The sequence below is a fragment of the Helicobacter cetorum MIT 00-7128 genome, assembly GCF_000259255.1.
Lineage (GTDB): Bacteria > Campylobacterota > Campylobacteria > Campylobacterales > Helicobacteraceae > Helicobacter > Helicobacter cetorum_B.
This window is the reverse complement of record NC_017737.1, coordinates 474,047-488,452: the sequence shown is the minus strand read 5'-3', so window position 1 is coordinate 488,452 and position 14,406 is coordinate 474,047. Positions and strand designations below refer to the sequence as shown.

The window sequence follows — 14,406 nt, the reverse complement described above, 5'->3', positions numbered from 1 at the left end:
CTCCCTAAAAGAAATGATTCAACTTCATAAATTGTAATAATAATACAAGAAAGTCAATTAGTGTTTAAGGTTTTTAAAGAAGTTTGTATATAGGCTTGTAAATCACTCATTCCAAGCACCCTATCAATCAACAATCTTTTTTTAGAAAACACACCATTATGCTCTTTGGCAAGCCACAATGAAGTAATCACTACACCTCCTATATTATGGCTTAAGGTTTTAAAATGCTTTTGGGTTTGCACAGACCACACACTATGAGCTACAACAGCTTGATGATTGTATTCACCTAGATATAACATAATATGCCCCCTTAGATACAAAAGCGTGGCAAATGGCGTAGCATGTGCGATGATGTAGCGCTCCTTTTCTATAGCATTCATTTTGCTTAAATCAATATAGTTGTTTGCATAATGGCTTTGTGCGTAAGAATTTCTAGGTAATAGTATCCCAAAATTTGCAAAACTATCTCGTGTGAAAGCTGAGCAATCTCTATTTTCTAACAAACCGCCCCAACCATATTTTTGACCCATCATAGTATCTATCATTTCAGCCATGTTGGCGCTATTTAGGGCTTTAGGAAATAAAAAGAAATCTTTTTCATTCAAAGTGATACTTTGTAAAGTCGCATAACCTTTAGGGTCTTTAGAAAAGCCATAAGCTTTCAAAGGCTCTTTAGTGCGATAAAGCATTTTTTTTGAGGGGTCTTTTTTGGGAGGGATTAAAGCAAATAACTCCCCTACCCTAGCATTGGTATAAAAATTTCCATAAGCAGTATAAAGGGGGATTTTATCACTTTTTGGCATGACATAATCTTTAAGGTGTGTTAAAAGCTCTATATCCTTGTTATGCATATAAGCTAAATCGCTCATTTTAACCCAGCCATAGACGAAACTACTTTGAATGTGAGCGTAAGTTTTAGTAGTGTTAAAATGTGTGATTAAAACCGGTGTACCTTGAAAAATTAACGAATTTTGATACCTATCAAAAGGATAGCCTTTTTTAGAGCGATAATAAGGCTTATTGGTTGGCATAGCCCTTATGTGTGCGTCTCGCACTACAATGGCTTTGATAGAGACTGAGGGGTAGTGCTTAATATCCATACTAGCAATGAGGGTGTTATTTAGCTCTTTGGAGTTAAGCTTTAAATCTTCGCCATAACCTTGAATATTACGCACTATAGGGAGCATCCAAAAGACTTCTTTTAAGTTGCTTTTGGCTTTCATATCTATCCATGGAGAATACCATGCCTTTAAATAGTTGTCTTTAAGGGTTTGTTGGAGCTTTTGAATCTCTAGGGCATTTAGGGTGGTTTGCGAATCTGTTTTGAGATAGCTTGATGCGTTTTGGGATAAAGATAAATCTTTAAGTTTCAAATCTCTTTGTGTGCAACTTGCTAATAAAAGCAAGCACACTATCCAAACAAAGTGTATTTTGTAATACTTCATTAAAATCAAATGCGTAGATAATTTCTTAGAATACGCCCATATTGCGGACTTCTAAGCTTTTTAATAGCAGAGCTTTCAATTTGGCGCACTCTCTCTCTTGTAACATTCAATTCTTTGCCAATTTCTTCTAAGGTTCTATCGCTTTCATCATCTAAAAGACCAAAACGCATGCGAATCACCGCCTTTTCTCGTTCATTCAATTGGTCTAAAACCCCATCAATTTGAGCCTTTAAATCTTCTCTCATAATATGGTCCATAGAGCTTATGACATTTTTATCTTCTACAAAATCCCCAAACTTACCATCATCATCATTACCCACAGGAGCTTCTAAGCTAATAGGCTCTTTAGTAACTTTAATCACATTTTTAACTTTATCTAATGAAAGCCCTACTTCTTCAGCCACCACTTCTAAATCCGGCTCTTTACCATTTTCTTGCATATGCTTTCGCATAACCTTATTAATGCGATTAATAGTATCTATCATATGAATGGGGATTCTAATAGTGCGGGCTTGGTCAGCTATAGCTCTACTAATAGCCTGTTTAATCCACCAAGTCGCATAAGTAGAAAATTTAAAGCCTTTTTCATACTCAAACTTATCTACTGCTTTCATCAAGCCAATATTACCCTCTTGGATTAAATCTAAGAAAGGCAGACCCCTACTTGTAAAGCGTTTAGCAATACTTACAACAAGCCTTAAGTTAGATTTAGCCATTTTATTCTTAGCTCTATCAGAAATTAACTTGCCTCTTTTGATTTGTTCTAAAATCTCTTTTAATTTGTTAGGGTCTAAGTCAAAGCCCTCTTCGCTTGCCTCTTTAGTTTGGAAAAGCTTTTTTAATTCCATATACACACTAACCATAGTAGCCTCTGGGACTTGATTAGTAATATCCTCTTTAGTCATGTTGGTGATATTTGCAAGGATTTTTTTATGGTTTTCAACTAACGCATCATTGAATAAAGGGAGCTTATATTCTAAGCGTTTTAATTCCTTTTCAAAACCATCGCCACTTTTTAAAGTGGTCTCCATAGTTTTTACTAATTCGTTGATAAGCTTACTTGTAGGCCCTAAATCATAAAGTCTATCTTTAAGCATTTGACGCTTATAAGCTAAAGTTAGCAAATAAACTAATTCATCTTCATTTTCATCTCTAGGTTCATCTAATGCTTTTAGCCATTCTTTTTTAGCTTTATCTAAAGCTTTAAAGCTTTCTAAGACTTTTTCTACACGCTTTTTGTCTTTTTCAGAAACGACTTTTTTGCCCTCTTCGCCCTCTTCTTCATCATCTATTTCTTCTTCTTTCTTAGAATCAGAACTTGAGCTGTCGTCATCATCATCAAAGTTTCTAAAAAGCTCTTTGACTCTTCTTTCACGATTGATTAAAGCATCTTTATACGCATAGATGAAATCAATTAAATACGGCACAGAACAAATCGCATCAAGGATAATGTCCTCACCTAAGCGGATTTGCTTGCTTAATTCCACCTCTTCTTCTTTGTCTAAAAGCACAATTTGTCCCATTTCACGCAAATACATACGCACCGGACTATCACTCCTAGACCATTCTAAAAACTCTTTTTCTTTCAAAAAGTCATAGCCATCTTCTAATTCTTCTTCTAAGACCTTTTGCTTTTCTTGTGTGTTTTTGATTTTATCTATCGCATTAAGCTTTTTGGCATATTCTGAAGAGCTTACCAATTCTTTTTTGTATTTTTGGGATAGCTCTTTAATCTTTTTAACTTGAGCCAAAGTAGGAACTTTCGCACAAAGCTGGACAATAGATTCATAAGAAATGCAATTATTTAAAGAGCTTGCAAATAATTCTTCTAATTCTTCATTAAAGCTAAGTTTTTTAGCGCTAGGTTTTTTTACAAGCTTGGTTTCTTTAGACTTGGTTTCTGGAATTTCTTGTGTAGCTTTTTTGGGGGTTTTTTCTTCGTTAGCTTTTTTTTTCATTGAATACTCCAATAAAATAAGAACCTACGCTTTTTAAAAAAGCTAGGTCTAATGTATGAGATGACGCCTAATCCTTCAAGGGCGAGATTTTACTAAAAAATAGCTTAATTTCTAATTATTTTTAAAGCTTATCTACCATACTTTTTAAAAACTGAGCTGAAGTTTTAGCGCTTTGTTCTAAAAAATCATCAAAACTCATATCAGCATCTTCATCAGCATTATCGCTAATACTTCTTAAAACACAGCATGGAACACTAAATTTTTCACACACAAACGCCACACTTGCTCCCTCCATTTCTACCGCACTTGCATTAAATTCTTTGATTAAAAATTCTTTGCGCTCTTTACTATGCACGAATTGGTCTCCTGAGGCAATAACCCCCTCTTTTAAAATAATGCCTTGCTCTTTAGCCACCACTTTAGCTAAAGCGTTTAATTCCTCGCTCGTTTTAACAAAAACTTCACTCTCTGGAATAAAGCCTAAGGGGTGATTAAAGGCACTCAAATCCACATCATGCTGAACTAACTTATTAGCAATCAATAAATCATTGATTTTTAAATCTTTAATCAAACTTCCAGCTACCCCACTAAAAAGCACCTTTTTAACTCCAAAATGTAAAATCATGCTTGTAGTGGTTAAAGTAGAATGCACTTTGCCAATCTTGCTATAAGCAATCACAATTTCCTTATCTTGATAAATCCCCTTATGAAAGACATTGCCTCCTAAAGAAATCTCTTCAAAATCAATCCCAAATAATTCCAATAAAGGAGCAATTTCTTCTCTCATAGCTCCTAAAATGCCAATTTTTTGCATAAATTTTCCTTTATTCACACATATTCTTCTAAAAACTCAATCGCCTCTTCAAGCCCTTTGTTATCCCCTATACTCATGGTTGGCTTGTTGCTTAAGCGCTTGTTAAGCCCTTTTAAAATAGTTCCACAGCCTAATTCAAAAAACGCATCTACTCTATCATTATTTTCTTTAATACAATCTTGATAATGCACTGGCTGAGTGAGCTGTAAGCTCAAAAGCTCAATTGCCTTTTCTTTGTTGCTGTATGCCTCTTTGGTTGCATTAGAAATCACTTCAAAACTAAACTTGTCTTTTAAATTTTTTTCTAATAACTCTCTAAATTTAAGCGTCATTGGCTCTAAGAACGGACAATGGCTTGCAACACTCATTTCCAAAAACACTACTCTTTTAGCACCCATTTCTTTTAAAGTTGGCTCTAGGGCTTTCAAATCGTTTTTAAGCCCCGCTAAGACCACTTGCATTCCGCCATTAAAATTCGCACACCATACATTCTTGGTTTTTTGACACAAGCTCAAAAGTTTTTCTTCACTAACTCCTAAAACCACCATCATGGATACATCTTTGCCCTGACACACCTCTTGCATAAACAATCCTCGTTGGTGCGTAAGCTTAATGGCCTTATCAAAATCAAGCGCCCCACTCAAAGACACCGCACTCACTTCACCAAGCGAATGCCCTAAAGCAAAAGTAGGTTTTAGCCCCCCACTAACTCGTTGGTCTAATAACTTATAAGCAATATAGCTCACTAGATAAATGGCTGGCTGAGTATAAGCGGTTTGATTTAACAACTCATTTTCTTCAAAAAGTGTCTTTTTCATATCCACTTTAAGCACACTAGAGGCTTTCTCAAATAGCTCTTTAGCTAATGAGTGGCTTTCATAAAACGACTTCCCCATTCCCACGCATTGCGAGCCTTGTCCCGGAAATAATAATGCGTATTGCATGCGATTCTCCTTTTAAAAACTAAAATCTATTAATTAAAATTTTAATACTAAAAGCCTTTAGTTTTGTTTAGAAATCATTAAATTTTTTCCAAAAATTGTTAATCTTTAAGGTTTCTTTCAACTTAGATTGACTACAATTCTTGCATTGGACAGGTGGGTGAGTTGGCTGAAACCACATCCCTGCTAAGGATGCGTAGCCGTAAGGTTACCGAGGGTTCGAATCCCTCCCTGTCCGCCAGCCTTTTTGCCTTTAAACTTTTTGTTAATGTCTTTTAATAAGACATCATAGAGTTTCTAAGCATTCCTTTTACAACACTCCTTTTACAGATTTTACAAATACAAATACTTAGGTTGGGTGAAGAGAGACACCCAGCCTAACCCCCTTAAGCGCTAGACAATCTCCTTGCTAAACAAATAAGCTTGTTAAAATAATCTTTCATTTACACAAAAATAGCTTAAAACCAACCAATAAACCACTAAAAGTGCATAACCCCTTGCTCCCATAAAACACTTAGCTTTTTACAATCATTGATAATTTATCTTATTAGAAATTGGAGATTGTTACACCCCTATAACAATTTTTATACTTATGAATATATTATACTAATATATTTTTATATTCTTAATTATTCAATACTTGCTTAAAATCAAGCCAATCACGAATCTAATCAACACAAAATAAAACCACAAAAATACCTTAAAAAAATCTTTTTGTAAGCTAACCGCCAAAACAAAAACTCATTTTTGCCTTAATTCTCGTATAATAAGGCATGATTTGAATACTATAATAAGGAAAACTATTTATGCCCTATGGCGCACACCCTATTAAAATCAATCTTTTTCGCTATTTTTCTTCGCTAAAAACTCCAAAACTTAAACCTAAATTACTAAAACGCCTCTTTGTATCTGCTTCTATTAGACGCTGGAATGACCAAGCTTGCCCTTTAGAATTTGTGGAATTAGACAAACAAGCCCATAAAGCGATGATTATGTATTTGCTTGCTAAAGATTTAGAAGATAGGGGCGAAGTGATAGATTTTGAAAAATTGATTCAATATTTTTGCTTTGAATTTTTTGCTCGCATTGTGCTAACAGATATTAAGCCCCCAATTTTTTATGAGCTTAAAAAAACGCACAACAAAGAATTAGCCCATTATGTAGCCCAAAATTTAAATGATGAAATTAAGGATTACTTTTCTTTAGAAACCTTACAAGAGTATTTGAGCCAAACCCCCAATAATTTAGAGGCGCAGATTTTAAAGAGCGCTCATTTTTACGCCTCCAAATGGGAATTTGAAATCATCTATCAATTTAACCCTAATATGTATGGTGTGAAAAACATTAAAGACGCTATTGATAAGGAATTGCGCAATAACGAGCATTTGTTTGAGGGGCTTTTTGGCGAAAGAGAAGATTTAAAAAGAATTGTGAGCATGTTTGGGCAATTGCGTTTTCAAAAGCGCTGGAGTCAAACCCCAAGAGTGCCAGAAACGAGTGTCTTAGGGCATACCTTATGCGTAGCAATTATGGGGTATTTATTAAGCTTTGATTTGAATGCTTGTAAGAATATGCGTATCAATCACTTCTTAGGCGGACTATTTCATGATTTGCCCGAAATTCTTACACGAGATATTATTACCCCCATTAAACGCAGTGTAATAGGGCTTGATGACTGCATAAAAGATATTGAAAAGAAAGAAATGCAAAATAAAGTCTATTCGCTTGTCTCAAAAAGCGTGCAAGAAGATTTAAAGTATTTTACTGAAAACGAATTTTCTAACCGCTATAAAGACACACAAAATCAAATCATTGTGGCTAAAAATGCCAAAGACTTGTTTAAATCTTTTAATAAAGATGAATATCAAGGCGTTTGTGGGGAGCTTTTAAAGGTGTGCGACCACTTGAGCGCCTTTTTGGAGGCTAAAATCTCTATTTCGCATGGTATTTCTAGCGCTGATTTGATTAATGGCGCTCAAAATATCCTTAAACTACGCTCACACACCCAACTACTTGGCTTAGATTTAGGGGTGTTGTTTAGGGATTTTAAATAATTTAAAAACCCCACTTTTTCAACCATTGATAATTAAAAGCTTTGTTTAATCAATGCTTTTTACAAAAAAGGTTTTAAGCACGCATTAAATAGAGCTTTTTTCTCTCGCTTGAAGAGGCGATATTGAGTAATTGGCGGTATTTTGTGATGGTTCTTCTTACCATTTTGAGATTAAATTTTTCTTCAATCATTTCTAAAATCTTGGCATCACTTAAGGGCTTAGTTGGATTTTCATTTTTAATTAATTCTAAAAGATAATCTTTAATCACAGCATTTGAAATATCGCTATTATCTAAAGCGGTGCTAAAGAAACTCTTAATGGGAAAGACCCCCCTTTCACATGCCAAATATTTATTAGAAATAGCCCTTGAAATGGTGCTTGGGGAGTGGTTAAATTCTTCAGCCAAATCCACAAGTCTTAAAGGCTTTAATTCCTTGCCCTTAAAAAAATCATATTGGTATTCTAAAAGCATTAAGCCAATCTTTTGAATGGTCGCTTTTCTTAAATTTAAAGCATCTATCAAATCCTTAGCCTCACGCATTTTTTCTTTCAAATAGCTAGAATCTTTTAAACGCTCTTCTTCTAGGCTAATTTTAGGATAGCTCTCATCATTTAAACGCACCACTATTTCGCCATCAACCTCAACGATAAATAATTCCGGAATGACTTCTTTTTCTTTTTCTAAAAATTCAATCGCTGGGGGGTTTTTAAAAGTTTTTAAGATTTTTAAGGCCTTTTCGTAGTAAGGATTTTTTGAAAATTGATGATGATTTTCTAAATGCAAAATGATATTTTTAACTTCTTCGTATAAAGCATTATCATTAAGCTCTCTATTTTCTAATTGAAACAAAAAGCTCTCTTTAATATCTCTTGCCCCAATGCCAGCTGGACTAAGATAACTAAAGCGTTTACGCACCTTCTCATAAACTTCACTATCCACTTTTAAAGCTTTAGCTCTCTCTTGTATATCTTCTTCAAAATAGCCCTCATTATTCAAACCTTGAATAATATCTAATGCAATTTCATAAGAAATCTGAGTAGGAAATAATGGGGGGATAAGCTGTTCTTCTAAAGTCTCATAAAGCCCTTTTTCTGCAATATTTAGACTTTCAATTTTATCGCTTAGATTTTGCAAGCTAGGGCGTTTTTTAAAATCAAAGCGTTCGCTAAAGGTTTTCATTCTTTGGCTTTCAATTTTGATTAAAGGATTATCAGCACTATAAGATTGCAAAGTCTCTTCTAAATCTTCAAGCTCGCTTTGTAAAATAGGTAGCCAACCTTTTAAAGTAGCGTTTAACTTGTTTTTAGGGCTAAGAGAAGTGCGTAATATTGCCATATCTACGCCTTAAAATGTTCCCCTAAATAATATTTACGCACTAAAGCGTTATCATAAATTTCATTAGCATTGCCACTTGCTAAAAGCGTTCCGCTTTTAATCACATACGCTCTATGACACACACTTAGAGTCTCTCGCACATTATGGTCTGTAATCAATACGCCAATATTTAATTCAATCAAGCTTTCAATAATCTTTTGAATATCAATCACAGCAATGGGGTCAACCCCAGCAAAAGGCTCGTCTAAAAGCACGAATTTAGGGTTTTTCATCAAAGCCCTTGCAATCTCTACTCTTCTTCTCTCTCCCCCACTCAAGCTCATGCCCTTTCGCCCTCTAATAGCTTGGATATTAAAAGCATCAAGCATTTGTTCCATCTTTTTTTGACTTTCTTTAGAATTTTTAAAAGTCGTCTCTCCAGCTAAGGCTAAATTCTCTTCTACGCTTAATTCTTTAAACACGCTTGATTCTTGGGGTAAGTAGCCTATACCCATATTAGAACGCTTATGCAAAGGGTAAGTGGCTAAATTAATATCATTTAAAAAGACATTCCCACCACTAGGCTCTAAAAGCCCGCATATCATATAAAATGTGGTTGTTTTTCCTGCACCATTAGGCCCAAGTAAGCCCACAACCTCCCCACTCTTAACCTCTAAGGAAACATCATGCACGATTTTAGTTTTTTTAATTTGCTTGCTTAAATGCTCGGCTTTTAAAATATCCACAACCCTACCTTATGGTGTAAAAACGGCTATCATTGTTGGTGCTAATTTCTACAATTTTAGTAGGTATATCGTGTTTTTTAAGAATTTTTTCTAAAAATTCATCGCCCCATTCTACAAAATGCACCCCCTCTTCTAGCAAACACTCTAGCATGCCAAGTTTTAAGCACTCTTCTAAGGGGCGCATATAAAAATCATAATGAAACACACTTTCACTATAAGCATGCATTAAGCTAAAAGTAGGCGAAGTAACTTGGACTTCTAAATTAAGATACTTTAAACAAGCTTGCACTAAAGTGGTCTTCCCACTCCCAACAGCACCCTTTAAAACCACTACCCCTAAAAAATTGTCTTTTAAAATTTCATGCGCTATCTTATCTAGCTCATTTAAATTTGCTTGTATCATAATAGCTCCACATTCATAGCGCCAAGCTCGCTTTTAATATCCGCAATAAGGCTTTTGTTATCCTCTATAAACTCTTGCAAAATGGCTGTTTCACTAGGCTCTTTAACCTCTTCTATAATAGGCTCTTTTATGTCTTTTACAGGCGTAGGGTTAGGTTCTTTTATAGGTGCAATAGGTGTGGGTTGTTCTAATGTTTTAGGTTTTTCAAGGTTTTCTTCAACAGGTTTTTGCATTGACTTATTTGTGCCTAAAGCAACTTTCACTCCCTCGCCATACACTTCACTAATAAGCTTTTTTAAAATAGCAAAATGTTCGCTCAAAAGCGCCTTATCCTCATCTTTGGCTAAAGATTCCCAAGTTAGCACCTTATCTTCAAAGCTTACAAAACGAATATTTTTTTCAAATACAACACCCAAATCGTAATTACGCTCATAAATCTTATTTTGCAATTGCTTAAAAAGATTATGAAAAATCTGCTCTTTAGCTGATAGCATAGGCGTGGTAGTGTTTAAGATAGGTTTTTGTGGCTCTATTGGTGGTAGTGTAGGCTCTATTGAAGTAGGAGCAACATTGCTTTTTAAGGATAAAGGAGTGTTTAAAGGGGCTTGTAATGAGGATAAAGAAGATTGATTTTTTTGTTCTAACTCTAAAATAGCGTCTTCTAAAGCTTTAAGTTTCAAAGCCTCTTGCATTTTCATTTTTAATAATAGTAACACAAAGCTAGAATTTGCCCCCTCTTTAAGCAAGCTAAAACTATCCATAAGGATTTTAAAAAAACGCTCCATTAAAATCAAAGGATAAGCATGCGAATTTTCTAATAGCTTGTTTTTCAAAAACAAGCTCATCTCTTCTAGCACACTCTCTGTTTCATAAGTTTCTAACAAAGTGTAGCGTTCCTCTAAAAGAGTATTGTCTTGGCGCAACAAAGCTTGGAAAAATTCCTCTAAAACACTTCTATCAATCACTCCTAACATTTCAGCGATTTTTTTATGCGTAATATCGCTATCACAATAACTAATAGCTTGTTCTAAAAGTGTGAGCGTATCTCTTAAGCTCCCTTGACCGCTATTAGCTAATCGCTCCAAAGCACTCTCTTCATAAGCAATATTTTCTAATTCTAAAATATGCTTTAGATGTATTATTACAGAGCTTTCAGGGATTTTCTTAAACCTAAAATGTTGGGTGCGACTAAGTATAGTTGCAGGCAATTTTAAAGCATCAGTAGTTGCTAGAAGAAATTTTACATGACTAGGGGGTTCTTCTAAGGTTTTTAAAAGTGCGTTAAACGCCTCAGTGGTAAACATATGCACTTCATCAATAATAAAGATTTTATAGCGTCCTAAACTTGGCTTATAGCGGGTTTGTTCTATTAAATTACGCACATCATCAATCCCCCTATTAGACGCTCCATCCATTTCTATAATATCTATATGGCGATTTTCTAAAGCGCTTTGACAATGCACGCATGTATCGCAAGGAATAGCCTTTGGCCCTTCTTCACACATCAAAGCTCGAGCAAAAATCCTAGAAGAGCTTGTTTTACCCGAACCCCTTAACCCACTGAATAAATACGCATTGGCTAAACGATTATTTTCTAAAGCTAAAGATAGGGTTTTGGCTACGCTATCTTGCCCCACTAGCTCACTAAAATGCTTGGGGCGATATTTTAATGCTAAAGCTTGCATGCTAATGATTAAATCCTTATTTAAATAACTTTATTTGCATATTGTAATGCAAATTGACTTAAAAACTTGCACGCTACTTTTACCCCCCTTATGGCAAAAAGCTTATAAAAGTATAGGGGTAATAACAAAGCCTAATGCCACACTAAAAAATACAATTAAAACTCCGGGAATTAAAAACGAATGGTCAAACACATACTTTCCCATTTTAGTTGTGCCGGTATTATCCATAGCAATCGCTCCTAGTAAAGTAGGATAAGTAGGCAAAACAAATAATGCTGAAACGCTTGCAAAAGAGGCTACGATAATATACAAGTGTTCAGTATTATTCGCACTAATGCCTAGTGCCACAATCACACTTGGAATAAGTGCTTTAGCTGTAGCAGCTTGCGAATATAAAAGCATGGAGGCAAAAAAGAGCGCTATAGCAAGCAAGAATGGATAATCTCTGATTAAAAAAGAGGCATAATGCTTGATTTCATCTATGTGATTACTTACAAAAGTATCTCCTAACCATGCTACTCCTAGCACACACACGCATGCTTGCATGCCAGATTTAAACACGCTTGTTTGAGAAATATCACTCGTTTTGACCTTACACAATAGCACAATCAAGGTAGCTACACTTAGCATAAAGCACACAATCGCATAATCTCTACCTAAAATCACCGGCTCAATTAAAGCGATATTTTTAGAAATCGCACTCGCATAAAAAACCACCGCCACAATCCCTAAAATAAAAATCCATACGGATAATTTAGCACTTTGACTTACTTCTGTTATGGTGTGGGTTATAGGCGCTTTTGTTAAACCCTTATTCAAACGCTCCAAATAAATGGGGTCGCTATCTAATCTCAAATTCGTAAAACTCATTAAAAACGCAGTGATTATGCAAGCTAGAAAGGTTGTAGAAATCCAAATCATTAAAAGCGTAAGATAGCCTGCCCCTAAAGGCTCTAAAATGCCACTCATAAATACTACTGCCGCACTTACAGGGCTTGCTGTAATAGCCACTTGACTAGCTACTACTGCTAAACTTAAAGGCACTTTGGGTTTGATATTTTGATTTTGACTCACTTCAATAATTACAGGCATCAAGCAAAATGCCGTATGCCCTGTGCCAGCTAGAAGAGTTAAAAGATATGCCACGCTTGGCGCTAAATAGTTAATTTGTTTGGGGTGCTTTCTTAGAAATTTTTCAGCGATTTTGACTAAGTAATCTAAGCCCCCAGCACTCTGCATAGCACTTATGGCACTTATAACTGCCATAATCACTAAAATCACATCAAAAGGGATTTTACCCGGATTTAACCCCAAAAATAAGCAAAGAATAAGCACACCTAAACCCCCCGCATAGCCTACCCCTAAGCCCCCAAGTCTTGCCCCTAAAAAAAGCGCAAAAAGTAACACTATAATTTGAAAAACAATATCCATAGTTAATCCTTTCTAAACTTAATTTTATAAAACAACTAACTATGCTTAAAACTATACTCAAAAAAAGCTTTATTTTTCAAACTCTACTCTTACAATTTACCAACAAAATACTATACTTAAAAGGCATCTTTAATTAGCAAAAAAGGATAGCCATGAAAGTATTTTTAAAATGTTTATTAATGATTTTTTGTTTCAAGGGGTTACTAATGGCTGAGCATTTACCAACGATTGCAATTTTAGCAACAGGAGGAACGATTGCAGGAAGTAGCGCTAATGATAGCACAAGCAGTTATAAAAGTGGGGAATTAGGCGTTGAAAAACTTATCAATGCCGTTCCTAATATCAAAAAGCTCGCTCATATTAAGGGAGAACAAATTTCAAATATTGGCTCACAAGATATGAATGAAAAAGTGCTTTTTAAACTTGCTAAACGAGTTCAAGAGCTATTAGATAACAAGGATATTCAAGGCGTAGTGATTACGCATGGCACAGATACTTTAGAAGAAAGCGCGTATTTTTTAAACTTAGTCGTGCATTCTAATAAGCCTATTGTGCTAGTTGGGGCTATGCGTAATGCGTCTTCTTTGAGCGCTGATGGCGCATTGAATTTATATAATGCTGTAAGTGTCGCTATTGATAAAGAAAGTGCTAATAAAGGCGTGTTAGTTGTAATGGACGATAGCATTTTTAGTGCTAGAGAAGTTACTAAGACTAATACCACACACACTTCCGCATTCAAAGCTTTAAATAGTGGCGCTATAGGGAGTGTGTATTATGCAAAGGTGCGCTATTATATGCAACCTTTAAGAAAGCACACTACTAAAAGCCAATTTTCTATCAGTAAGCTAGAAAAATTAGCTAAAGATAAGGTATTATTACCTAAAGTAGATATTATTTATACGCATGTAAATAGCGATGTGAGCCTATTTAATGCGAGTTTAGAACACCACGCTAAAGGCATTATTATTGCTGGGGTTGGCAATGGCAATGTGAATGAAAGCCTTTTAAAAGCTATGCAAACAGCTAGTCAAAAAGGCGTAATCATCGTGCGTTCAAGCCGAGTGGGTAGCGGAGAAACTACAAGTGTGGGCGAGATTGATAACAAAGCCTATCATTTAGTCTCAAGCGATAATCTCAACCCACAAAAAGCTAGAATCCTTTTGCAACTCGCTTTAACTCAAACCAAGAATGTAGAAGAAATCCAAAAGATTTTTGAAGAATATTAAGCTTAAAAACAAATGGCTTTAAGGGTTTTAGCCCCTTGAGGTCATTATCTTATTTAGTATTTTTTAATGCTTTTTGTATCTTAGGCTCTGTTAAAACATTTTACTGACAAACCATTCTATTATCTTAAAACATGGTTAATAACTCTAACAAACAATATTTTATATCAATATAAAAGATATATTTTATTTTTCTTTAAATGAGAATTTTTTATGATTTTATGATTTATTTTAGCCCCTTGATTGATATTCTAATAACACTTACTAGCTAAACGCCTTTATTCTTAAAGGCTCTTTTATCCCCCTTTTTACACCATAATATTCATGCAATCAAAGACTAGCTTTTATCAATGATATTTTTTAAAACCACTAAAAAACACCAATCAAGCGC

11 protein-coding genes and 1 tRNA gene are annotated in these 14,406 nt (G+C 34.9%); 3 read left to right on the top strand and 9 right to left on the bottom strand.

Annotated features, from left to right (window positions below):
- Positions 1 to 53: 53 nt before the first annotated feature.
- From HCW_RS02360 to fabD, 4 genes are all read right to left on the bottom strand, one after another.
- Positions 54 to 1,430 carry an SH3 domain-containing C40 family peptidase gene (locus tag HCW_RS02360; protein ID WP_081478673.1) on the bottom strand — a complete coding sequence of 459 codons (1,377 nt, stop codon included), beginning with the start codon at positions 1,428 to 1,430 and terminating at the stop codon, positions 54 to 56.
- A 20-nt stretch (positions 1,431 to 1,450) separates the two neighbouring features.
- Positions 1,451 to 3,403 (bottom strand): RNA polymerase sigma factor RpoD, encoded by a 1,953-nt coding sequence (gene rpoD / locus HCW_RS02355; RefSeq protein ID WP_014660625.1) that lies wholly within the window; start codon positions 3,401 to 3,403, stop codon positions 1,451 to 1,453.
- Positions 3,404 to 3,524: 121 nt separating this feature from the next.
- Positions 3,525 to 4,217 (bottom strand): 5'-methylthioadenosine/adenosylhomocysteine nucleosidase, encoded by a 693-nt coding sequence (locus tag HCW_RS02350; RefSeq protein ID WP_014660624.1) that lies wholly within the window; start codon positions 4,215 to 4,217, stop codon positions 3,525 to 3,527.
- Positions 4,218 to 4,231: 14 nt separating this feature from the next.
- Positions 4,232 to 5,161 carry an ACP S-malonyltransferase gene (gene fabD / locus HCW_RS02345; RefSeq protein ID WP_014660623.1) on the bottom strand — a complete coding sequence of 310 codons (930 nt, stop codon included), beginning with the start codon at positions 5,159 to 5,161 and terminating at the stop codon, positions 4,232 to 4,234.
- 147 nt (positions 5,162 to 5,308) lie between these two features.
- Here fabD and HCW_RS02340 point away from each other — a divergent pair.
- Positions 5,309 to 5,399 (top strand) — tRNA-Ser (locus HCW_RS02340).
- A 565-nt stretch (positions 5,400 to 5,964) separates the two neighbouring features.
- Positions 5,965 to 7,212 (top strand): HD domain-containing protein, encoded by a 1,248-nt coding sequence (locus tag HCW_RS02335; protein ID WP_014660622.1) that lies wholly within the window; start codon positions 5,965 to 5,967, stop codon positions 7,210 to 7,212.
- Between the two features lie 73 nt (positions 7,213 to 7,285).
- On the opposite strand, the gene HCW_RS02330 is transcribed toward HCW_RS02335, so the two are convergent.
- The 5 genes from HCW_RS02330 to HCW_RS02310 all read right to left on the bottom strand — a co-directional run bounded on the left by HCW_RS02330 (position 7,286) and on the right by HCW_RS02310 (position 12,792).
- Positions 7,286 to 8,548 carry an RNA polymerase factor sigma-54 gene (locus HCW_RS02330; RefSeq protein WP_014660621.1) on the bottom strand — a complete coding sequence of 421 codons (1,263 nt, stop codon included), beginning with the start codon at positions 8,546 to 8,548 and terminating at the stop codon, positions 7,286 to 7,288.
- Between the two features lie 2 nt (positions 8,549 to 8,550).
- A complete protein-coding gene (gene lptB / locus HCW_RS02325; protein WP_014660620.1) occupies positions 8,551 to 9,273 on the bottom strand; it encodes an LPS export ABC transporter ATP-binding protein in 723 nt (240 codons plus the stop codon).
- Between the two features lie 4 nt (positions 9,274 to 9,277).
- Positions 9,278 to 9,673, bottom strand: coding sequence for a tRNA (adenosine(37)-N6)-threonylcarbamoyltransferase complex ATPase subunit type 1 TsaE (tsaE, locus tag HCW_RS02320; protein ID WP_043902743.1), 396 nt, complete (start codon positions 9,671 to 9,673; stop codon positions 9,278 to 9,280).
- Complete coding sequence (locus HCW_RS02315; protein WP_014660618.1) at positions 9,673 to 11,361, bottom strand: DNA polymerase III subunit gamma/tau; 1,689 nt, start codon at positions 11,359 to 11,361, stop codon at positions 9,673 to 9,675. The genes tsaE and HCW_RS02315 overlap by 1 nt, the downstream gene beginning before the upstream one ends.
- Before the next feature lie 102 nt (positions 11,362 to 11,463).
- Positions 11,464 to 12,792 carry an anaerobic C4-dicarboxylate transporter gene (locus HCW_RS02310; protein WP_014660617.1) on the bottom strand — a complete coding sequence of 443 codons (1,329 nt, stop codon included), beginning with the start codon at positions 12,790 to 12,792 and terminating at the stop codon, positions 11,464 to 11,466.
- A 152-nt stretch (positions 12,793 to 12,944) separates the two neighbouring features.
- Here HCW_RS02310 and HCW_RS02305 point away from each other — a divergent pair, with 152 nt between their 5' ends.
- Complete coding sequence (locus HCW_RS02305; protein WP_043902582.1) at positions 12,945 to 14,018, top strand: type II asparaginase; 1,074 nt, start codon at positions 12,945 to 12,947, stop codon at positions 14,016 to 14,018.
- The last annotated feature ends 388 nt before the right edge of the window (positions 14,019 to 14,406 follow it).